The organism is Streptomyces atratus, from assembly GCF_040655115.1.
Classification (GTDB): Bacteria; Actinomycetota; Actinomycetes; order Streptomycetales; family Streptomycetaceae; genus Streptomyces; species Streptomyces atratus_D.
Window position 1 is genome coordinate 24276 of sequence record NZ_JBFAJH010000004.1, and the last position, 21515, is coordinate 45790.

At 69.3% G+C, this 21515-nt stretch carries 20 protein-coding genes; 10 read left to right on the forward strand and 10 right to left on the reverse strand.

Going from position 1 to position 21515, the window contains the following annotated elements:
• The first annotated feature begins 151 nt into the window (after positions 1–151).
• The 3 genes from AB0I23_RS06900 (at position 152) to AB0I23_RS06910 (ending at position 2395) form a co-directional block, all read left to right on the forward strand.
• On the forward strand, positions 152–760 hold the full coding sequence (locus AB0I23_RS06900) for a CBS domain-containing protein (protein WP_359107552.1): 609 nt from the start codon (positions 152–154) through the stop codon (positions 758–760).
• A gap of 6 nt (positions 761–766) precedes the next feature.
• Positions 767–1405 carry a CBS domain-containing protein gene (locus AB0I23_RS06905; RefSeq protein WP_359107554.1) on the forward strand — a complete coding sequence of 213 codons (639 nt, stop codon included), beginning with the start codon at positions 767–769 and terminating at the stop codon, positions 1403–1405.
• A 114-nt stretch (positions 1406–1519) separates the two neighbouring features.
• A complete protein-coding gene (locus AB0I23_RS06910; protein WP_359107556.1) occupies positions 1520–2395 on the forward strand; it encodes a universal stress protein in 876 nt (291 codons plus the stop codon).
• A 135-nt stretch (positions 2396–2530) separates the two neighbouring features.
• On the opposite strand, the gene AB0I23_RS06915 is transcribed toward AB0I23_RS06910, so the two are convergent.
• From AB0I23_RS06915 to AB0I23_RS06925, 3 genes are all read right to left on the reverse strand, one after another.
• The gene (locus AB0I23_RS06915; RefSeq protein WP_359107558.1) at positions 2531–3040 is read right to left on the reverse strand and encodes a hypothetical protein; all 510 of its coding nucleotides are present in this window, start codon (positions 3038–3040) and stop codon (positions 2531–2533) included.
• Positions 2995–3150: a cation-transporting P-type ATPase gene (locus AB0I23_RS06920; RefSeq protein ID WP_359107560.1), complete on the reverse strand. Its 156-nt coding sequence runs from the start codon at positions 3148–3150 to the stop codon at positions 2995–2997. The genes AB0I23_RS06915 and AB0I23_RS06920 overlap by 46 nt, the downstream gene beginning before the upstream one ends.
• A gap of 140 nt (positions 3151–3290) precedes the next feature.
• Positions 3291–3947 carry an Rv1733c family protein gene (locus AB0I23_RS06925; RefSeq protein WP_436846886.1) on the reverse strand — a complete coding sequence of 219 codons (657 nt, stop codon included), beginning with the start codon at positions 3945–3947 and terminating at the stop codon, positions 3291–3293.
• 659 nt (positions 3948–4606) lie between these two features.
• Between AB0I23_RS06925 and AB0I23_RS06930 the strand changes: the two genes are divergently transcribed.
• A complete protein-coding gene (locus AB0I23_RS06930) occupies positions 4607–5962 on the forward strand; it encodes a nicotinate phosphoribosyltransferase (protein WP_359107564.1) in 1356 nt (451 codons plus the stop codon).
• Positions 5963–6106: 144 nt separating this feature from the next.
• Here the strand turns inward: AB0I23_RS06930 and AB0I23_RS06935 are convergent, their stop codons facing one another.
• From AB0I23_RS06935 to AB0I23_RS06945, 3 genes are read right to left on the reverse strand one after another with little or no spacing between them, the layout of a single operon-like run.
• Positions 6107–6301, reverse strand: coding sequence for a hypothetical protein (locus AB0I23_RS06935; protein WP_359107566.1), 195 nt, complete (start codon positions 6299–6301; stop codon positions 6107–6109).
• A 39-nt stretch (positions 6302–6340) separates the two neighbouring features.
• Complete coding sequence (locus AB0I23_RS06940; RefSeq protein WP_359107568.1) at positions 6341–8815, reverse strand: glycoside hydrolase family 65 protein; 2475 nt, start codon at positions 8813–8815, stop codon at positions 6341–6343.
• Entirely contained in the window at positions 8815–9576 is a 762-nt protein-coding gene (locus AB0I23_RS06945; protein WP_359107570.1) for an HAD family hydrolase, read from the reverse strand. The genes AB0I23_RS06940 and AB0I23_RS06945 overlap by 1 nt, the downstream gene beginning before the upstream one ends.
• Before the next feature lie 502 nt (positions 9577–10078).
• Here AB0I23_RS06945 and AB0I23_RS06950 point away from each other — a divergent pair.
• Together AB0I23_RS06950 and AB0I23_RS06955 are read left to right on the forward strand one after the other, a co-directional pair.
• On the forward strand, positions 10079–10537 hold the full coding sequence (locus tag AB0I23_RS06950) for a cyclic nucleotide-binding domain-containing protein (RefSeq protein WP_359107572.1): 459 nt from the start codon (positions 10079–10081) through the stop codon (positions 10535–10537).
• 107 nt (positions 10538–10644) lie between these two features.
• Positions 10645–11358: a response regulator transcription factor gene (locus tag AB0I23_RS06955; RefSeq protein WP_359107574.1), complete on the forward strand. Its 714-nt coding sequence runs from the start codon at positions 10645–10647 to the stop codon at positions 11356–11358.
• Between the two features lie 221 nt (positions 11359–11579).
• On the opposite strand, the gene AB0I23_RS06960 is transcribed toward AB0I23_RS06955, so the two are convergent.
• A complete protein-coding gene (locus AB0I23_RS06960) occupies positions 11580–13295 on the reverse strand; it encodes a sensor histidine kinase (protein ID WP_359107576.1) in 1716 nt (571 codons plus the stop codon).
• A 252-nt stretch (positions 13296–13547) separates the two neighbouring features.
• Between AB0I23_RS06960 and AB0I23_RS06965 the strand changes: the two genes are divergently transcribed.
• Together AB0I23_RS06965 and AB0I23_RS06970 are read left to right on the forward strand one after the other, a co-directional pair.
• Positions 13548–14540, forward strand: coding sequence for an Acg family FMN-binding oxidoreductase (locus AB0I23_RS06965; RefSeq protein ID WP_359107578.1), 993 nt, complete (start codon positions 13548–13550; stop codon positions 14538–14540).
• A 65-nt stretch (positions 14541–14605) separates the two neighbouring features.
• Complete coding sequence (locus tag AB0I23_RS06970) at positions 14606–15487, forward strand: universal stress protein (RefSeq protein ID WP_359107580.1); 882 nt, start codon at positions 14606–14608, stop codon at positions 15485–15487.
• 244 nt (positions 15488–15731) lie between these two features.
• Here AB0I23_RS06970 and AB0I23_RS06975 read toward each other — a convergent pair whose 3' ends face one another.
• On the reverse strand, positions 15732–16418 hold the full coding sequence (locus tag AB0I23_RS06975; protein ID WP_359107582.1) for a helix-turn-helix domain-containing protein: 687 nt from the start codon (positions 16416–16418) through the stop codon (positions 15732–15734).
• 20 nt (positions 16419–16438) lie between these two features.
• Entirely contained in the window at positions 16439–17512 is a 1074-nt protein-coding gene (locus AB0I23_RS06980) for a zinc-binding dehydrogenase (RefSeq protein WP_359107584.1), read from the reverse strand.
• A gap of 461 nt (positions 17513–17973) precedes the next feature.
• Here AB0I23_RS06980 and AB0I23_RS06985 point away from each other — a divergent pair, with 461 nt between their 5' ends.
• Together AB0I23_RS06985 and AB0I23_RS06990 are read left to right on the forward strand one after the other, a co-directional pair.
• Entirely contained in the window at positions 17974–18999 is a 1026-nt protein-coding gene (locus tag AB0I23_RS06985) for a zinc-binding alcohol dehydrogenase family protein (protein ID WP_436846887.1), read from the forward strand.
• A gap of 843 nt (positions 19000–19842) precedes the next feature.
• Entirely contained in the window at positions 19843–21297 is a 1455-nt protein-coding gene (locus tag AB0I23_RS06990) for a glyceraldehyde-3-phosphate dehydrogenase (protein WP_359107585.1), read from the forward strand.
• On the opposite strand, the gene AB0I23_RS06995 is transcribed toward AB0I23_RS06990, so the two are convergent.
• Positions 21276–21515: hypothetical protein (locus AB0I23_RS06995; RefSeq protein WP_359108045.1), on the reverse strand; the 240-nt coding region annotated here is incomplete at its 5' end. The genes AB0I23_RS06990 and AB0I23_RS06995 overlap by 22 nt on opposite strands.

A 21515-nucleotide genomic window follows, 5' to 3' on the forward strand; every position in this document is an offset into this window, starting at 1 on the left:
ACGGTGCGGAAAAGGCCCTCCCCCGCTGCTCGTGGATCCCCGCGCATGCTCCCGGGGGCCGAACAGCCCACGGCGAACCCCGGAAGGCCCTACCCCGTGCGCATGCCGGTGCCCACGCTCGGAGTATGAGCGCCCCTCCCCGGGAGGAATCATGAAGCGCCTGCGCACCGTCAACGACGTGATGACCCACGCAGTGATCTCGGTCGACCGCGGAGCGGCGTTCAAGGACATCGTGGAGTCCATGCGGCAGTGGCGTATCAGCGCGCTGCCGGTCGTAGCGGACGACGGGTGGGCCGCCGGTGTGGTGTCCGAGGCGGACCTGCTACCGAAAGCGCAGGGGGTGGACGTGCCGCGCGCCGTTACCGCCGGACAGCTCATGACCGCGCCGGCGGTAACGGTCACGCGCGACGCGGCCCGGGCCGGAGCCGCCCGTCTCATGGCGCGGGACAACCTGAAGCGGCTCGCGGTCGTCGACGGCGACGGGCGGCTGGCCGGTGGGGTCAGCCGGGGCGACCTGCTGAAGGTCTGCCTTCGCTCGGATGAGGACATCGCCGAGGAATTGCGCGAAGTCGTCATGGCTCACCTGACCCCGGACGAATCGGCGGCTGTACGTGTCCACGTGTCCAACGGCGTCGTCCATCCGGACGGTTCCATCCCGGATGCCTCGCTGTTCGACGTGCTCGTCCGTGTTGCGCGAGGCGTACCCGGAGTCGTGGACGTCGCGGTCCGGCTGGACGTCGGCAGTCCCACGCGAAGGTGAGCGACGATGAGGCATCGCAGCGTCGCGGATCTGATGACGCCCACAGCCGTCAGCGTGCAGCGAGGCACAGCGTTCAAGGAGATCGCCAGGCTTCTGGACGAGTTCGGTATCACGGCCGTGCCCGTGCTGGACGACGACAGGCATCCCGTGGGCATCGTCTCCGAGGCCGATCTGCTCCGTCGCCGCAACGCCGGAGGTGGTACGCCCACCGCAGTCGATCTCATGTCCAGCCCTGTGATCACCGCCGGCCCCGACTGGAGTGCGGTCCGTGCTGCTCGTGTGATGGAGATGCACGGAGTGAAGAGACTGCCGGTCGTCGACGCCGAGGACAGGCTGATCGGGATAGTCGCCCGCAGCGACCTCCTCCAGTTGTTCCTGCGAAAGGATCACGCGATCCAGGAGGAGATTCTTGAGGATGTGCTGACCTGCACACTCCGGCTCAGCCCGTCGGCCCTGACCGTGGAAGTCGTCGACGGTCTGGTCACCCTCAGCGGCACCGTGCCCCGGAGCAGCCTCGTTCCCGTCATCCTGCGGATGTGCCAGAGCGTCGACGGTGTCGTGGAGGTGATCGATCGCCTCGACTACGAGGAGGACGACCTGTCGGCCGGTCAGAAGAGAGCACCGGACGGCGGGAGTACACAGTGAGACATCGAGACGTACGTGAGCTGATGGCCTGTGTGGTCGGTGCGGCTCCCGGGAACGGACCGTTCAAGGACAGCAGGCGCCGCGCGTGTCTGCGTCCGTAGGAGACGAGTTGCCATGAACCCCAGCATCGTCGTCGGTCTGGACGGGTCGGCGGAAAGTGTCGCAGCGGCTCACTGGGCCGCACGCGAGGCGCTTCTGCGCGACGTGCCGCTGCATCTGGTCCATGCCGCGGATTGGTCGTCCCCCCTCGGTGTTCCGGCCACCGGCACTGCCGTCGGCCGTGAGTGGGCCGAGGCGCTCCTGCGCGACGCGACGCACGAGCTTCGCGACCTGCATGGTCGGCTGGAGGTCCGGGCCCGATCGATCGACGGCCGGCCGGCCGTCTCGCTCGCGACCGCAGCGGCCTCGGCGGCCATGCTCGTTCTCGGCTCCAGGGGGCTCGGCACCCTGACCGGGTTCATCCTCGGTTCGGTCGGCATGGGTGTCATCCACGCGACCGAGCGGCCCGTGATTCTGGTACGTGCGCACGAGGACGCCCTGCCACACGCCGAAGGCCTGCACACGGACCGGGACGTGGTGGTCGGCGTCGATATCAGCCGCCCGTGTGACGCACTCCTGGACTTTGCCTTCGAGGAGGCATCACGTCGACGATGCACTCTGCGTGCGCTGCTCTCCTGGACGCTTCCGCCCCTCACCGGGTACGGAGCGGTGTACGATCCGGGCCTGCACGAGCAGATGGGCGACAGCATGACCGTCGGTCTGGACGACAGGCTGCAGCCTTGGCAGGACAGGTTCCCGTCCGTCGACGTGGTCGCACGGGCAACGGCCGGCCACGCGGCAGAGCAACTCCTGAAGGCCGGGGCCGAGGCGGGTCTCGTCGTCGTGGGGCGTCGCATCCGTCAGTCCTCCCTGGGCGCGCACATCGGGCCCGTCACCCACGCCGTTCTCCATCACTCCCGTGCGCCCGTCGCCGTCATCGCCCACCGGTGAGGAGCCGCGACTCCCGCCCTTCGCCGGCCTGGAAGCGCGTCGTCGGACCGCGCCTGGGAAACGCCGGCCGGCGTGTGCCGGCTCCGCCTCACGCCGGTGCCGTGTTCCCGCACGGTCCGCTCGCCGCCTTCGACCTCACTCACCGCCACGGCGTTCGAGCGGGCTCGGGTCGCGGCGTGCGCGCTGGCTCAGTGCCGCAATGCGACCCAGCTCCGTGTGGTCGCCGGTGGCGAACACCATCGCCTTGGCCTGACCCTCGGTGCATGTGGTCCCGGTGAAGACGAGGTTGGGCTCCTGCAGCAGTGGCGCGCCGCTGAGTCCGGGGCCGGCAACGCACTCGGCGGGCGTGGACTCCCCCGTGACCATCGAGAGGTCCACCTCGATGCCTCCGTCGGTCAGCCGCGCGTCGGCGGGGACCTCGGCACCCTCCTCGAGAACGACCAGGGCCCCCGGTACGAGTTCCCCGGCCCCCACAGCGGACGGCCGGTCGTCGCGGATCACCAGAGCCTGCTCGGGCAGGTAGCGCGCCAGTGTCTCCACCGCTTGTTCTGCCTGCCGTTCCTGCAGGAGGGCAAATCCGGCGTTGAGGATGATCACCGCTATGACGGCCCAGCCGAGCACGGCAATGTCGGCGACGAATGCCATGGCCGCCGCTGCCCGGAGCAGAGAAGGCCGAGCGGATGGACCAATTGCCGGACGAGTTCACGCCACAGCGAGCTCCGCGCCTTGCGGCGCACTTCGTTCGGCCCGTACACGGCAAGGCGGCAGCGCCGCCTCCCGCGCAGAGAGGCCGCGCGCGCCGGTGCCGAGTTCCCGGCGCAGTAGTGGAAGCGGCTCCAGCTGATCCGGGATCGGTATCGAAGCAGAGGCGGTGGTCCTGGCGCCGGCGGAGGCGTCAGTCATCATCGGCCCCCGGGCCCCGGCGCAGCCGACCGGACCAGCGCGGCTCCACGAGCTCCCACTCCTCGTCCCATCGGGCGAGGCTGCGCGTCTCGACGCGGCGGAGCCTGAGGCGGACAACCATTCCGGCGGACAGGGCGACCACGCCCATGGCACAGGCCCCGGCTGCGGCGGCCTGCACGATGCGTTCGCCACGGGAAGGCGGGGCGGCCGAGATCCTGCCCGAGTCATCCACCCACAGCGTGACCGTCCGGCCCACCGGTGTGTGAGGGGAGACCACGATGGTGTCCGTATGGGGTGTGGCGGCGGGATACCGCCAGACGGCCCGAGCCGTTGCTTCCGAAGCCCCGGCAAACCGGGCAGGGGGCCTGTCTTCGGCCTTGCTGACTGTTGTGGCCGTCACCTGGTGGCGGTGTCGGGCCTCTTGTTGCGCGCTTACGCTGTCGGCGTCCCAGATCTTGATGCCGACAACAACGCCGCAGAACACGGCCACGAGCGTGAAGACCATGGAAGCGGCGAGCCAGCGGCTGCGTACACGGTCGGCAGCCCGCTGCAGCGGATTCGTGCGGCGCTCGAACGGCCGTCGTATGCGGAATCCGTGCCGCTTCCGGGGCCACAAGGACCGGGGTCCGGACGAGTCGGCCTGGAACATGTCACGCCTCCGCCCTGTGCCGTCGCCGCACCCGCGCGCAGCGGTGGGTTCGGCACCTGGGAGATGAGCTCTGGTCTGGACCCTTGGGAGATCGCGGAAGTCTTCACCCCGTCCCGCTCACTCACCGCGATCGGGGTCGGGTGAATACCGACGGCCGGCCGCCGGACCGGGAACCGGGGGAAGTCGGCGCCGAACCGGTCCACGAGATCGGGGAGGAGGCGGTGCCTTCGCTCCGTCTGCCTTCCTGACATCGTGCTCTCCACTTCCGGCACCTCGGGGCGCCCTTCGGTGTCCGTCTTCAGTCCCGTCCGGGAGACGACCTCCCTCGTCCAGCACGCACCCTCGTGCAGACGTACCGACTGATCCCCGATGCGCACACGCAGCCCGCTGCCATGACATCCTCCACAGAGGTGCGCAGCCCTGCATCCGTACGGCATCGGGCGGCGTCCGGATTCCACGATCACACCGCGGGGTGTCGGCTCAGGAGTGCCGGGGAGGCCAGGCGCAAGGGGCCGAGTGGGCCGTATCGGGAAGGGACCGACCAGCCCATGCCCCCGCTCCTGGTGTCACCGCACCGTTCACCGAATAGGGCCACTCGGAACAAACCGGGCCCCGACAGGCCCAGTGCCGTCATCGACGTCCGCGCTCAGGCTCGACCTGTGTCCGAGGTGACGACCACTGACCTGTACGAGGTGACGATGGCGATGTCGTACCTGCGGGAAGACATGCACGCCACGGCCACCTTCAGCCTCTTCGTGCGTGATCTCCCCCCGGGCCGGGGCTTCCTCGTCGCCGCCGGACTGGAGCCGGCTCTCGACTACCTCGCGCGTTTCCGTGTCCAGCGCTCCGACATCCGCGATTTCTCGGCCGCGCTGCACCGCCCGCCGGAGGACCTGGCCGACCTCCTCGACCTGCGGTTCGAGGGGCAGGTGCGGGCGGTGCCCGAAGGGCGGATCGTGTTCGCCGGGGAGCCTCTGCTCGAGGTCACCGCTCCCCTGCCGCAGGCCCAGCTCGTCGAGACGTACCTGCTGACGCAGCTGTGCCACCAGACCGCTGTCGCCTCCAAGGCGGCCCGGTGCATGCTCGCGGCCCACGGGCGGCCTCTGATCGACTTCTCGCTGCGCCGCAGCCACGGCCCCCAGGCCGGCCTGCAGTCGGCCCGGCTCGGCGCACTGGTCGGCTTCGCAGGAACCAGCAACGTGGCCGCGGCAACCCGGTTCGGCATTCCCGCCTCCGGGACCATGGCGCACTCCTACATCGAATCCTTTGCCTGCGAAGAAGACGCTTTCCGGGCTTTCGCGCGCACCCACCCGGGGCCCGTCACCTTCCTTGTCGACACCTACGACACCGAGCTCGGCGTCCTGACAGCCGCCCGCGTCCTGTCCGACCTGCGCCGCGGCCCGGGAAGCTCGATCCGCCTCGACAGCGGCGACCTGGGTCTGCTCGCCCGCCGGTCGCGAGCCCTGCTCGACGCAGCGGATCTGGCGAACGTCCGGATCATCGCCAGCGGCGGACTGGACGAATACGCCATCGCCGATCTCGTGAGCAGCAAGGCACCGATCGACGTGTTCGCCGTCGGTACGCGCGTGGGCGTCGCTGCGGATGCTCCCTATCTGGACGCCGCGTACAAGCTGGTCCAGTACGACGGGAAGCCGGTGATGAAGCTGTCGTCCGCGAAAGTCACGGCGCCGGCACCTAAACAGGTGTTCCGTCTCCCCGGGTGCTCCGATGTGATCGCCCTCCGCGACGAGGAACCGCCCCGGGGCGGGACGCCGCTCCTGCACACGGTGATGCGAGCAGGCCGCCGGACCGGCCCGCCCGACTCGCTGGCCGCCGCCCGCGCCCGCCTCGGAGCGGATCTCGCCGCACTACCGTCGGCGGCGCGGCGCATCCATCACCCGGAGCCGCCCGTTCCGGTCACTTCCCCGCGGCTCGAAGCCCTGACCGAATCAGTCCGGGAGAGTCTCACCAGCGGGTTGGCCGGCCACCCCGGCACGAACGCTCCAAAGCGATGAGCACGACCCGGTCCTCCTCCCGCGTGGCGACGGCCGAGACGGCTCCGTCGTCCCCGCCCCCTCGCCCTGCTCTGCTCAGTTTCCTCGCCGGTGAGCGGACGTCACGGGCAGCGCATCGTTGCCCGGGGTGGCACGGTCGTTGTTTCAGTTTTCGCGGAGGAAGTCCGCAGGGATGTCGTCGGGCTGCTGCCCGGGGTTCCCGAGGCTGCGGATCGGCGTGGCCGACGCGGTGGTGACGCTCGGCGGCTGCATCGAGGACACGTCGCTTGTTCCGGTCGCGGCCCGGCCGGTGCGTGCCGTGGAAGGCGTCGCGAACGTGGAATATTCGTTGTCACCCACCCGGCTCCGGCCCGGAAGGGGGCCGCCGGTGGTGGGCCCTCAGTCCTGACGCCCTTCCTGTGACGGCGGGCGTGACTGCGGGCGAGGCAGCGGCCTCAAGGGCAGATCGAGCCAACGCACCCTGCCGGGGACGATCATGTGGATGTGGCCGCCCAGGACCAGCCGGATGGCTGGGTGGTGCGAGTCCGGTACCGCGATCCGGAGCCGCTGTGCCCGGATACCCAGGTCCACCTCGTGCCCACGGAATCCGATGCGTACCCCGAATTTCGAGAGCTGGGGAAGCGGAGCCGGGGAGAGCCAGAGGGCGTCGTCACGGGTCTCCAGCCCGGTCATCCCGCGCTGAACGAAATCGAGGGTGCCGGCCATCGCCCCGAGATGAATGCCTTCCGCCGTGGTGCCGCCCTGGATGTCGGCCACGTCACCGGTCAGCGCCTCCTCGCAGTATGCCCATGCCTCCTCGCGTTGCACCCGAGCCAGCACCCAGGCATGAACCAGGGAGCTGAGGGTGGAACCATGGCTCGTACGCGCGAGGTAGTAGTCGACGGTGGCGTGCCAGGTGTCGTCGTCCAGCACATGTCCGAGGCGTTGGAACAGGCCTCCGAGTTCTCCGGGTGAGAACAGGTAGCCGAGCATCAGCACATCGGCCTGTTTGGATGCCTGGTAGCGGTTGACCGTGTCGCCCTCCGCCTCAAGGATGCGGTCGAGCCGCCTGATGTCGCCGTAGCGTTTGCGGTAAGCGGCCCAGTCGAGTTCGTCGAGTTCTCCGTAACCGGCGAACTGGCTGATGACACCACGGTGATACGGCACATGCAGCCGACGGGAAACGTCCTCCCAACGCTCCAGCTCCGTAGGGTCCAGCCGCATGCACTCCGCAAGGATCCTGCGCCGGGGCTCGGGCAGGTCGCGGTACAGTTCCATGGCCCGTGCCAGCACCCAGGCCGCCGTCACGTTCGTGTACGCGTTGTCATCTATGCCTGCGGTGTCGGCTCCCGGATAGGCGTCGTGGTACTCGTCGGGGCCGACCACACCGCGGATGCGGTACCGGGACAGCTGCGCGTCCCATACGGCGCTGTCCGCCCAGAACCGGGCGATCTGCAGCAGCATCTCCGCGCCCTTGGAATGCAGGTAACCGGTGTCCGCGGTGGCCTGGCAGTACTGCCACACGTTGTAGGCAACAGCCGAGCCGACGTGGTGCTGCAGATGGGAATTATCGGGGAGCCAGCGCCCCGACAGCGGGTTGAGATGGAGTTCCTGGGTCTCCTCCCGGCCGTCCTCGGCGCTCTGCCAGGGATACATGGCCCCGGCCCGCCCCACCTGCTGTGCCGCGCGGCAGGCAGCGGGCAGCCTCCGGTGGCGGTAATCCAGAAGTCCGCGGGAAACCTCCGGGAAATGCAGACTCAGGAACCTCAGCACGAAGAGCTCGTCCCAGAAGACATGGCCTCGGTAGGCCTCCCCGTGCAGTCCTCTCGCCGGAACGCCCACATCGAGCTCTGCCGTGTGCGGGGACAGCGTCTGCAGAATGTGGAAGAGGTGAAATCGCAGAATCCTGCCCGCTTCGCCCGGGACCTCGATTCGTGTCCGCTGCCACAGGCCGGCCCACGCCCGATGGTGCGAGGCCAGCAGCTCTGTGAACTCCGGAGCCGTCCGCACACCAACCACAGCAGCCCGCAGCGGACTGCCGATCGCCGGGTCACGCGAGGTGTACAGCGCCACCGTCTTGTCCACGACGGCGTCGCATTCCGGATCCAGCGGCAGCACCACTGTCTGGAAGATCTTCCGTGGGATCTGCCGGGGACGAGGACGCCGACCGGACTCGACCGTCTGCCGACCGGGACCGCCGGACGTGGCCACGATGCGGGACGCCAGCGCGAAGCCGATGTCCGACTCCACGGTGCGACATCTCAGCCACACCACATCGTCCTGTTCCGTTCCGGTCGACCAGCCGGTCAGATGGCGGTTCGACAGGTTCCGGTACCGCACGACACCGGTGTTCCGGATGTCACCGTCGATCGCCGCCTCCACCTCGATCGCCCCCTCCCACCCCTCCGCGGTGAAAGCCGTGTGCAGGGCGGCGAGATGCGGGTTGCCCATGTGCACCAGACGGCACTGCTCGACATACAGGCGACGGCCTGCCTCGTCCTCGTAGACGGACCGGCGGGTCAGCGTGCCGCGGCGCAGGTCGAGCGTCTGCCGGTGTTCCGCGAGGTGTTCGTGGTCCGGTGACAGCCACGGTCCGGGGCCTGTGCCGACAGGACGGATGCGGTAGCGCAGCGGCAGCCAGTTCGGCAGGTTGACCAGATCGGCGTTCACCACCTGCCGGCCCCGGACCGATGAGGTCAGCCGGTCGTAGCAACCCGCCATGTAGGTGCCCGGGTAGTGGGACCTGCTTGTGGTGGTCTCGGATGCGGCTCCACGGGTGGCGAAGTACCCGTTGCCGAGCGTGCACAGCGCCTCGCGCAGCCGCTCTTCCTCCGGCTCGTACCCCTCGTACAACCACTCCCAGACCCCCGCCATCAGTCGTCCGCGCCGATCAGTAGTTCACCGGGATCGGACACCACGATGTCGGCGCCACGACGTCGCAGGTCCGCGGCCTCGCCGGGACCGCCTGTCCGGTCCACACCGACCACAAGTCCGAATCCGCCGCGGCGGCCGGCCTCGACACCGGCCAGGGAGTCCTCCACCACAGCGGTGTCCGAAACGGGAACCCCGAGGCGCCGCGCCGCCTCAACGAAGAGCGCGGGATCCGGTTTCCCCGCGAGCCCCAGCCGCCGTGCCTCATTTCCGTCGACCACGGCCCCGAACTGCCCGATGAGACCGGCGCGCGACAGCAGTTCCGTCGCGTGGCGGGAGGCGGACACGGCGGCACAGGCCATCCGCTCGCTGCGCAGCGCGTGAAGGAGACGAACCGTGCCGGGCCACACATCGACCCGGCGGGTGCGCAGAGTTTCCGTGAACAGCTCGTCCTTGCGTGCGGCGACCGCACATACCGTCGCGGTGCCGGGCGGGTCGTCCGGGCTGCCTTCGGGAAGGTCCAGCCCTCTCGACGCGAGGAAGGCCGCCGCACCGTCCCGCCGTGAACGGCCGTCGACGTGGTGGAGATAGTCGTCGACCGGATCGAAGGGCTGCTGTCCCTCCCGCTCCGACAGACAGGCGTCGAATGCCTCCTTCCAGGCTGCGGCATGGCTCCGGGCGGAGTCGGTGATCACTCCGTCGGTGTCGAAGACCACGGCCCGCACGGAGCGCAGGCACGGGGCAAGAGACGGTACGGCTGCCATGAACGGGTGGTCCCTTCGCCAGGGTTTCCCTTCATGGCATCACGGTTCCAGGACACGGGCGCGTCGTGGTTCTCAGTAGGGCAGAGGCCGCCCGGACGGAGTACGCAGGTCGAGGGGCGGAGGCCCCGAGGGAGGCGGTGGGCGACGGACGATTCTGATGCGGCTCACTGCCACCACCTCCTGGCGCTCATTCGGGTATGTGCCCGGGTGCGTCCTCCGCAATCCTGCGCGGGAGATCCGGGTCCATGGGCCGATCGGTCCCGGAACACCCCCCGTACGGCCCAAGCGGGCGGGTCGCTGGGCGGATCACCGTGAAAATCACGTGGAATGCCGGTCAACGGGCTGTTGCCGTTCAGCAGGTTCGGGCACGACGGCCCCCGGGGGGTGCTCGATGGCCGAGCCTCCCCGCAGAGCCCCGCCTATCGTTCACACCGGACGGTCGGGCACCTGGCCGGGCTGTCACGTGCGGAGCCGCCATTGCCCGCCAGGGACGGAGGAAACCATGTCGACGCGGAGTCTGCTCGACGCGCTCCCGCCCGAGAGCCGTCAGCGCCTTCTCGACACGGCTGCCCACGAAGTGCCGCTGGTCCTCGACTCACGCGTCTTCGAGGAAGGCAGGCGGGCCGACCGTTTCTGGATCATCCGCTCCGGCCAGGTCGAGGTCGACCTCCATGTGCCCGGCCGCCGCCCGGCGGTCATCGAGACCCTGGGCCAGGACGACCTGCTGGGCTGGTCCTGGCTCTTCTCCCCGCACGTGTGGCATCTGGGCGCGCACGTGGTCCACGCGGGTCAGGCCCTGGAGTTCGACGCCGCGACCGTCCGCGCGCTGTGCGCGGCCGATGCGGTGCTGGGCCGGGCGGTGTACAAGTACGTGGCCGAGACGGTGGCGGAGCGGTTGTACGGAACGCGGACGCGGTTGCTGCAGCTCTACGGTCCCAGGGCCGACATCTCCGAGGACTGAACGGCCCGGGTGGTTCAGGGGCCGATCGGCTCTGGTGCACCATCGGTCTGCGGGCCACGATGAATACGGGGCTGGTCGCAGAGCCCCGCAAAAGCGAGGTGGGCGCCATGAGCGGCGAAGCCGCGTTCTCCGCACAGAATCCGATCCGGGTGTTCCTGCTCGACGACCACGAGGTGGTCAGGCGCGGGGTGCAGGATCTGCTCGATGCGGAACCCGACATCGAGGTCGTCGGCGATGCCGGTACGGCCGATCATGCGCTGGCCCGTGGGCCTGCGCTGCGCCCGGATGTCGCGATCCTCGATGTGCGGCTCCCGGACGGCGACGGGATCAGCGTCTGTCGTGAGCTGCGTTCACGAATGCCGGAACTGGCCTGTCTGATGCTCACCTCGTTCGATGACGACGAGGCGCTGCTCGACGCCATCATGGCGGGCGCAGCAGGCTACGTGCTCAAGGAGATCAAGGGATCCGACCTCGTCACAGCCGTCCGCACGCTGGCTTCCGGGCGCTCGACCCTCGATCCGGCGACCACCGCACGGCTGATGAACAGCCTGCGCGGAAAGAAGTCCGGCGTCGAAGCCGAGGACGAGGACGCGCTCTCCGCACTGTCTCCCCGGGAGAAGGACGTTCTTGCTCTGATCGGTGAAGGACTGACCAATAGTCAGATCGGCAAACGCCTCTATCTGTCCGAGAAAACGGTCAAGAACCACATCTCCCGCCTCCTGGCGAAGCTCGGCGTGGAGCGTCGCATTCAGGCAGCCGTGATCGCCGCGCACCGACCGGCACCTTCCTCGCCGTCCTCGGCGAGCGGTCGGGAGTACTAGGGTGTCTGTCGGAAGTCCCGCCTGCCCCGCGACGCCTGGCACGCACGCTCGCCGCGTTGTCGGGCTCGTCCACGTGCGTCCGGTACGAGGACGACCCTCCGCCTTGCGATCGCACGCACCGGACGCCGCCGGGTCCGCCCTTCGGGCGGACGTCGGGACTTCCGACGCGTGCCCTGGAAGCCGCTCACGCCGATGCTGCGGCCCGCTGCGCGGTCCACGGATCACGACAGGCGCAGAGGCACGCGCCACCTCACCCGGGTGCCACCCTCCGCCGACGGCTCGACCGTCATGTCACCGCCGAGGTGCTTGGCGCGCTGCGCCAGGTTGTCCAGCCCGCTGTGTGCGCCGTCGTGGTCCGGCATGCCCACTCCGTTGTCGGACACGACCAACGTCAGTGCCCCTTCACCGACCACCATCGAGACGTCCACCGAGGTCGCCCTGGCATGGCGCGCGACGTTGCTGAGCGCTTCGCCGAGGACCGCGATCACCTGGTCCGCGGTCTCAGTCGGCACATCTGTGTCGATGAGTCCTCCCATGCGAAGAGATGGCTGGAAGCCCAGGGCACGTGCGGCCTGCTCCACCGCGGTCAGCGTGCGGACGCGCAGGCCTTGCTCGGCACGGCCCGATTCACGTGCGCGGAGGCCGAAAATGGTGGAGCGGATTATCTTGATGGTCTCGTCGAGATCGTCCACGGCGCGCAGCAGCCGTTCACTGGCCTGCGGATGGTCCACGAACCGCACCGCGCTCTGCAGGGTCATGCCGGTGGCGAACAGCCGCTGAATGGCGAGGTCGTGCAGGTCCCGGGCGATCCGGTCGCGGTCCTCCAACAGGGCGATCTGCTCGGCGGACTCGCGCCGTTCGGTGAGTTCCATCGCCAGCGCAGCCTGCCCGGCGAACGTCAGCAGGGGCGCGGTCTCCCACGCGGTGAATGTGGGACGCTCCCGTACACGGGCCAGCAGAAGCACCCCCAGGACCCGTCCCCCCGTCTTCATCGGCACCGCGACGGCCGGACCGAGCCCGGCCCATCGCCGGGGACCAACGGTGATCCTCGGATCGCACTCGACATCAGGGCTGGTGATCGGCTCGCGCGCGTCGAGAGCTGTGCCGACGAACGAACCCACGCGGGGCAGGACCAGTCCGCGGTGCGTGTCGGCGTCCACACCCGAGGCGATCACCACCCGCAGGGCACCCTCACCCTCGGGAAGCGCCAGAACACCCAGGTCGGCGGAGAGGATACGCGAGGCGTGATCGACGATCCTCTGCAGGACGTACTCCTCGTCCAACCCGCTCAGCAGACCCTCGACGATCTCGCTGTTGGCCTCCTGCCAACGCTGCCGGTCACGCGTCTCCGAGTACAGGCGCGCGTTCTCGATGGCGACCCCGGCTGCCACAGCGAGGGTGGAGAGCACCGTCTCGTCCTCGGCGTCGAAGGCGCGGCCGCCCCGTTTCTCGGTCAGGTACAGGTTGCCGAACACCTCGTCGCGGACCCGGATGGGCACCCCCAGAAACGAGTGCATGGGGGGATGGTTCGGCGGGAACCCGTGGGACGACCGGTGGTCGGAGAGTTCCTTGAGCCTCAGGGGCACCGGGTGGCGGATCAGCTCGCCCAGGATGCCGTGCCCCTCGGGCAGCGAGCCGATGGCTTTCTTCTGTTCGTCCGTGATGCCCACGGGCAGGAACTGCGCGAGGCGGGTTCCCTCGCCGAGCACTCCGAGTGCCCCGTACTCGGCGTCGACCACGACGACCGCGGCTTCGACGATCTGGCGCAACACCTGCGGCAGATCGAGCCCCCTTCCCACAGACATGACGGCGTCCAGCAGCAGCGCCGCCTCGGCGGGGCCACGCTTCGACAGATCGAGGCGTTCCTGGAGATCGCCGGGGAGTGTGCCCAGCCGACGGTGTTCCTCGCCGTTGCGGTCAGTGCCCTTGTCGCCCACGGTGCCTCCGCCATGGCCCGCGCGTCACGGGCCACACGTCCACGGTAACGGCCGAACGCCGCAAGGCACCCGGTGGAGCGCACGCGGGGGAACACGTCCTGGTACGGACGCCTTGTGGCCGACGCGTTCGCAAAGGCCCCGACGAGGAGCCCGTCCGGCCCCACCGAGGGACGAATGGCCCATATCCACAGGGAGGACACACACACCATCCTGAAGACGCTCCGACCGATACCCGCTTCCAGGAGGCTCCCGATGCTCGCGCAGACGCTCGACGACCTGACGCTGGCCGGCCTCGTCTCCGATGCCACCGCAGCTCCGTCCATGCACAACGCCCAGCCCTGGCAGTTCCACTACGGACGTTCCAGTCACGTTCTTGTTCTTCGGGCGGATTTCGACCGTGCCATGCCGGAGGCCGACCCCTCCACCCGTGGACTGCACGTGGGATGCGGCGCGGCCCTTCTGAACCTGCGAGTGTCCGCGGCCCACGGGGGCCTCGCCACGGAAACCGCACTGCTGCCCGTCCCCTCGGATCCGGCGCTGCTGGCGAGCGTCCACATGAAGGACACCCCTCAGAAACCCGAGGATGCCGCGCTCGTCGGTCTCCACCGAGCGATCCGGGACCGGCACACCAGCCGGTACCCGTTCGAGGCCCGGGCGGTACCCGAGGACGTCCGCACACTCTTCGCCGAAGCGGCGCGTGCCGAAGGGGCGGAATTCTCGATCTTGACCCCGACGCACCTGGAGACCGTGCTGGAACTGATCCGGGACGCCGAGGCGTACGACCGAGGGGATCCTGGACGGGAGGCGGAGCAGCACTACTGGACCCGGGACACGAAGACCGAGGCACCCGTCGACGGGATCCCGGACTACGCTTTCGGCCCCTGCGACGCGTCCGGAAGGGCAACGGTCCGCGACTTCGCGGGTACCGCTGTCGTGGCGGGCCGCGCACGCGTCCTGTTCGAGAAGCACCCGCAGCTGGCCGTTCTCAGCACCTCGGGCGACCGTCCCGTGGACTGGTTGCGTGCCGGTCAGGCCCTGGAACGTGTTCTGCTCACCGCCACGCTGAACGAGGTGTCCACCTCGTTTGCGACGCAGCCCCTCGAATGGCCGGACCTGCGGTGGATCCTGCGCGATCCCGTCTTCGGCACGGGACACGCACAGATGATCATCCGCATGGGATACGGGCCGACAGGGCCGAGCACACCACGCCGCCCCCTGGCAGAGGTTCTGACGATCGAACCGTAGAACCCTCCCGGACCGACCGGGCGCCGATGGGCGCGGAGGGAACGAGAAGACGGGTGGTGGGCGTGATGCGGCTCCCCGTAGTCGTCGGCCTGGACGGATCGATGGGCAGTCTGCGAGCTCTGGACTGGGCAGCGGCCGAAGCGGCACGGATGCGGCTCCCCCTTCGCATCGTGCACGGATCTCTGTGGGAGCACTACGAAGGCATACGGCCCAGCTTCGACACCGGCCGTCCTGCCGAGCAGATCCTCGCCGAACATCTCGTCGCCTCCGCTCAGGAACGGGTACAGCGACTCGATGCCGAGGTGGAGGTGGTGGCCGTCGTACAGCCTGACGATCCGGTGAACGCGCTCGTCCAGGAGAGTCACGGGGCAGCCATGATCGTTCTCGGCTCCCGCGGCCGGGGCAGGATCGCCGAGATGCTCCTGGGCTCCGTCAGCCTCGCCGTCGCCGGCCGGTCACACGGCCCGGTCGTGGTGATTCCGAAGGCGGCGTCCGCCGTTCAGTCCACATCCGGTCGCGTCGTCGTCGGAATCGGCGACGCCCAGGGCCCTTCGGCGGCCGCCCGCTTCGCGTTCGACCAGGCGGTCTCACGTCATGGTGAACTGACCGCCGTACGTGCCTGGCGCTGTCCCGTCAACGAGGCCATGGACCATCCGCTCCTCTCGGGTTCACCCGCTGCCTCCCACCACCGAGACGCGGAGGAACATCTCGAAGACGTCCTGGCGGTACTGGACCGGACCGGTTCCGGTCCGGTGATCACCCGATCGGTGGTGCAGGGGCCGGCCCACCAGGCATTGATCGAAGCGGCCTCAGGAGCGGACATGCTGGTCGTAGGTGCCCGACGGGGAGGCGGAAAGCACTGGCATCGACTGGGTACGGTCAACCATGCGGTGCTGCACTACGCGCCGTGCCCGGTCGCCGTCGTGCCCGACACCTACCGAGACTGACGTGGTCAGAAGCACAGGCGCCCTGTCCCTTCGGCTCCTTTCGACGCGTTACGCCACGCACCCCTCACTGACAACCGCCGCACAGGACGTCATCGAGGCCCGAGAAGGCTCGCTGCACGGTCGGGAACGCGTACGTCCGAAGCTCAGACGTATACCGCGCGACACGGGGGTTCGTGCTCGAACTCCCACCCACAGCACACCATTTGCGGAACGACCGGCGTGCCCGCGGCGGCAGGAAGCCTTCTCACCTCTGCACCACGCGACGCCCGGTGATACGGGTGGGGGTGACCACCATCCAGTGGGTGCGGGGGCCACCCGCCCAGGGAAGGGAACGGGCAGCACTGTCCAGTCGCTGGATGGCCTGGGCAGCCATGACGCCTGACGCATCACCCACCACCAGCACACTCCAGCCCTGGCTCATCGCGTCGTCGATGTGATCGGCCTCGAAGGCCACCTCGGTCCCCGCGGACGCGGCGAGCAGTCCATCGCTGGTGGTGCGGAACGCGATCTCCTTGCCCGCCAGCACGTAGTTGACCGGAAAGATGACCGGCCCGTCCGCCGTGACGAGCGCGATCCTGCCCACACCGTGCGTCGCAAGCAGTCGAAAACACTCGGATTCACTCAGCGCGATGAGTTCGGCGCCCGGCCGTGCCGCTGCCATGCCGGGCGGACGTTCCACCGTCATACCGGTCAGCTCGGCAACGGTCGTCTCCAACGCGTCCGCGAGGCGCACGAGAACGCTGACGGCCGGTGCAGCGGCCCGATCCTCTATGTAGGCGATGTACGAAGGAGCGGCGCCGCAGCGTTCGGCCACTTCCTCGCGGGTGAGACCGAGTTCCTGACGGCGCGCTGTCACGCGCCGCCCGAGGTCGCTGCGGGCCGTCGGGGACTGGGTGGAAGCGGATGAAGATGAAGGCGTGCCTTCGCTCATGGTCCTCAACGTCCTTCGGGTCACGGCAGGTCGGAGACGGAGACAGCGTTGTGCTGCGGGCCGCCCAGTGCCACCTTGAGGGCACCGGTTTCGGCGGCGCGGGAGAAAATGTCGTACGCCTCCTCCATCTGGCCCAGCTCGAAACGGTGGGTGATCAGCGAAGCCGACGGGAGACGCCCTGCGGCCATCATGTCCAGCAGCATGGGCGTCGAGTGGGTGTCCACCAGCCCGGTGGTGATCGTGACGTCCTTGATCCAAAGGTCTTCGAGGTGCAGGACGGCGGGCTTTCCGTGAACCCCGATGTTCGCGACCCGGCCGCCGGGGCGGACCATCCGGGTGCACATCTCGAATGTCTCCGGTATGCCGACGGCCTCCATGACGACATCGGCACCGAGTCCATCGGTGAGGTCCTCGACGAGGCGCTCGGGTTCCTCGCTCGCGCTGACGGTCGCGTCCGCACCGAGTGCGCGTGCGGCAGCCAGCCGGGACTCCGCGAGATCCACCGCGATGACGCGGCCGGGGCTGAACAGACGCGCGGTGGTGACGGCCGCCAGACCGATCGGCCCCGCACCGACCACGACAACCGTGTCGCCGGGCCGCACGTTGCCGTTCAGCACCCCGACCTCGTACGAGGTCGGGAAGATGTCAGCCAACAGGACCGCGTCGTAACTGTCGACGGCGCCGGGCAACGGATGTACGGACAGGTCGGCGAACGGCACCCGCACATATTCGGCCTGGGTGCCATCGATCGTGTGGCCCAGCACCCAGCCGCCGCCCCCGCGGCACTGACCGTACTGTCCGCCGCGGCAGAACCGGCACCGCCCGCAGGCGGAGATGCACGAGATCAGCACGCGGTCACCGGGCCGCACCGTGCGGACATCGCCGCCGGTCTCGACCACGGTGCCCACCGCTTCGTGCCCGAGCACACGGCCCGGAACCACCTCGGGCACATCGCCCTCGACGATGTGCAGGTCGGTGCCGCAGATCGTGACCGTGTCGACGCCGACGATCGCGTCCGCGGCGTCCTTGATGCCAGGATCCGGTACATCCCGCCACGCGGTCCGGCTGGGGCCCTGGAAGACGAGTGCCTTCATGACATCGCCCTTCTTCCTGTCAGGTCCAGTACGGGGCACTGTCAGGCTGACTCGGCAGGAGCTCGGCGCGCATGGGCCGGATGGTCCCCCGGCAAGGACCTGGCGGGCCATCCACTCCCCCGACGCAGCATGCGCCCCGATCTGCCGGGGTGCCCGAAGCGCAAACGGGGTGCCCGAAGCGCAAACGGAATCAGTAGCGATGTGGGCAAGGCTCCCCGCCGAACGGGAGCACACCCTGGAACCCGCCTGACGACCGGCTTTCCGCATTGCTGTCCATGCTGTGGTCCCGCCGCGACCGTCAGCGGCGGTCCAGTGGAACCCGCCTGACCCAAGCAGGGTCCTCGTGGGGCATCGGTTCCGCCGAAATCGCCGTCGAGGGGGTCCGGCCGCGGAGATCGCCCTCGTCCCGCGGGAAGACCGGCCGGTTTGCCGGACCCACCCCACGGCCGCAGGCTTGGGGTATGGGGCTCCCCCACTCAGAGATGCTCAGCGGCTGGGCCGTCGGGACACCCGGACCGATCGGTACCGGTCCCCTCGTACGGACACAGCGCCGGGTGAGCGCGCCCGCCCCGGATGAACTCCTGCTGCGGGTGGAGGCCTGCGGTGTCTGCCGCACGGACCTGCATCTCGCCGAGGGGGACCTCACCCCCCACCGTCCGTCGGCCATTCCCGGGCACGAGATCGTCGGCCGCGTGGCAGCGGTCGGCGAGGCGGTCGGCGTGTTCCGTGTGGGTGACCGGGTCGGCGGCGCCTGGTTGCGCCGTACCTGCGGGTCCTGCCGCTACTGCCGCTCCGGCCGGGAGAACCTGTGCCCCCGGTCCACGTACACGGGGTGGGATTCGGACGGCGGCTTCGCCGACCTGGTCCTTGTTCCCGAGGCGTTCGCCTACCGACTCCCCGAGTCCCAGGACGCGGCTCTGCTCGCCCCTCTCCTGTGCGCGGGAATCATCGGTTACCGGTCGCTGCGCCGCAGTGCGTTGCCGAAGGGGGGCAGGCTCGGCATCTACGGTTTCGGCGCGTCGGCCCATCTGGCCGCTCAGGTGGCTCTGGCCGACGGCGCGACGGTCCATGTGATGACGCGTTCCGCGCAGGCGCGTGAACTCGCCCTGTCCCTGGGAGTCTCATCGGCCGGCGGAGCCTACGACAGTCCACCCGAGCCGCTGGACTCGGCGATCCTGTTCGCTCCGGTGGGTGATCTGGTACCAGTGGCTCTGGAGGCACTGGACCGGTCGGGCACCCTGGCGATCGCCGGTATCCACCTCTCCGACATTCCCGCGCTGAACTACCAGCGGCATCTCTTCCAGGAGCGGAACCTGCGGAGCGTCACCTCCAACACCCGCGAGGACGGCCGCGAATTTCTCGAACTCGCCGAACGCATCGGTATCCAGGTCACCGTCAGCCGCTATCCCCTGGACCGGGCTGATCAAGCACTGGCCGACCTGGCCGCGGACCGCGTGAACGGCGCAGCGGTGCTCACCCCCGGCTGACGGGAGTCGGCCCGGCGCCACTCGGTCACCCACGAGCCAGCGGTGTACGTTGCCGCATGGGCGCGCTGGAGAACACGATCATTGCCGCCGCGACTCGAGCGTGAGGGCAACTGCTCACGCGCGCCGGGGCGCGAATCCCGTGGCCGGCGTGGACGTCCGCGGCTTCCACGAGAAGTCCGCGGCCCGGCCCGCGGCCTGGACAACAGCTGCGGGTCACCCGCCCGCGGCCGGTGACCCGCCTCGACATCCCTCTCGCGTCCGGCCCGTCGGCTCCGTCGCTGATCTCGATGCGCCCGTGGGCGTTCGGCCCGCGGCCACCGACGCCCACGGGCGCACGCTCAGCGGCTGACGGCTGCTTTCTGCGTACTCGTTCGGCTCAGGCACCGGCCCGTCGGCAGCGCGGGCGGGCACGATCAGGGCAGCGTGGACGACGGAGCCCGCCCGGGAGTCCTTCGCACGTCGACCGGGCGGGCCACTTCCCTGCCGGCTTTTCTTGGCGCGCCGTTGTGCTGCGAGAGCGCGACGGACGGTCGCGGGGTGTTCCTGGCGCGGGATCGAGGACGCGTGGTCCCTTCCCTGGATCGTGCGAACCCTGCACCGCTGAGGTCCGCGGAGCCGGTCGGTGCGGATGACATCGGCGCCGAGGTCGACGAGGAGCGCGCAGGGGGTGGGCCGGGCCGGATCCCCGCCTGTCGAGCACCTCTACCCCGCGCAGCGGCCCCTTCTCTGTCCCGGTGTGGCCATGGGGCTCGGCCACGGCAGCCCGCTCAGGTGGCACCGTGTGAATGATCGAAGTGGCGGGCGGTTACCATATGAGCGCCGCCTAGCTCGAAAGATAAATCTGTGACTGTCAACGAGGACTCGTTCACCAGCTGGAAGAACCGCGAGAGGATCGCGGAGTCGATGATCCCGATCATCGGGAAGCTGCACCGGGAGCGGGACGTCACCGTCCTGCTTCACAGCCGCTCCTTGGTGAACAAGTCGGTGGTCAGCATTCTCAAGACCCACCGATTCGCCCGCCAGATCGCCGGTGAGGAACTCTCGGTCACCGAGACGCTGCCGTTCCTGCAGGCTCTCGCCGCGCTCGATCTCGGCCCTTCCCAGATCGACATCGGCATGCTCGCCGCGACGTACAAGACCGACGACCGCGGTCTCTCGGTGGAGGAGTTCACCGCCGGGGCCGTCGCCGGCGCCACGGATGCCAACAAGATCGAGCGCCGCGAGCCGCGCGACGTCGTCCTTTACGGGTTCGGCCGCATCGGCCGCCTCGTCGCCCGCCTGCTGATCGAGAAGGCCGGCTCCGGCAACGGACTGCGGCTGCGCGCCATCGTCGTCCGCGGGGGCGGCGGCCGGGCCGACGAGGATCTCGTCAAGCGCGCCTCGCTGCTGCGCCGTGACTCCATCCACGGCCAGTTCCAGGGCACGATCACCGTCGACGAGGCGAACAGCACGATCGTCGCCAACGGCAACGAGATCAAGGTGATCTACGCCGGCGACCCGACCGAGGTCGACTACACGGCGTACGGCATCAAGGGCGCCATCCTCATCGACAACACCGGCAAGTGGCGCGACCGCGAGGGCCTCTCGAAGCACCTGCGCCCCGGCATCGACAAGGTGGTGCTGACCGCGCCGGGCAAGGGCGACGTCCCCAACATCGTCCACGGCGTCAACCACGACACGATCAAGCCGGACGAGCAGATCCTGTCCTGCGCCTCCTGCACCACCAACGCGATCGTCCCGCCGCTGAAGGCGATGGCCGACGAGTACGGCGTGCTGCGCGGTCACGTGGAGACCGTCCACTCGTTCACCAACGACCAGAACCTGCTGGACAATTACCACAGCTCCGACCGCCGCGGCCGCTCCGCGCCGCTCAACATGGTCATCACCGAGACCGGTGCCGCCTCCGCTGTCGCCAAGGCGCTGCCCGACCTCAAGGCTCCGATCACCGGCAGCTCGATCCGAGTCCCGGTACCGGACGTCTCGATCGCGATCCTCAGCCTGCGGCTCGGGCGCGAGGCCACCCGCGAGGAGGTCCTCGACTACCTCCGCAACGTGTCGCTGACCTCGCCGCTCAAGCGCCAGATCGACTTCACCAGCGCCCCCGACGCGGTCTCGAGCGACTTCATCGGCTCGCGCCACGCCTCGATCGTCGACGCCGGCGCCACCAAGGTCGACGGCGACAACGCGATCCTCTACCTCTGGTACGACAACGAGTTCGGCTATTCCTGCCAGGTCATCCGCGTCGTCCAGCACGTCTCCGGGGTGGAGTACCCGACCTACCCGGCCCCGGCGGTCTGATCCCGGCGGACTGTCCGATCCGGTGTCCCGGCGTGCGGGGCGGCGGTAGGACGGCAATCGATCCCGATCGGCGTCCGGTTGCTCTCCCACCGCCGGCCGCCACCGGCAGTGGAACGGAACGGGCCGGGAGCGCGGTCACCCTGGGTGACCGCGTGCACATCGTGCCGGTCGGAGAGATCGAGGACCAGCTCGACAATGGTGTCCTCGACGACCTTGGG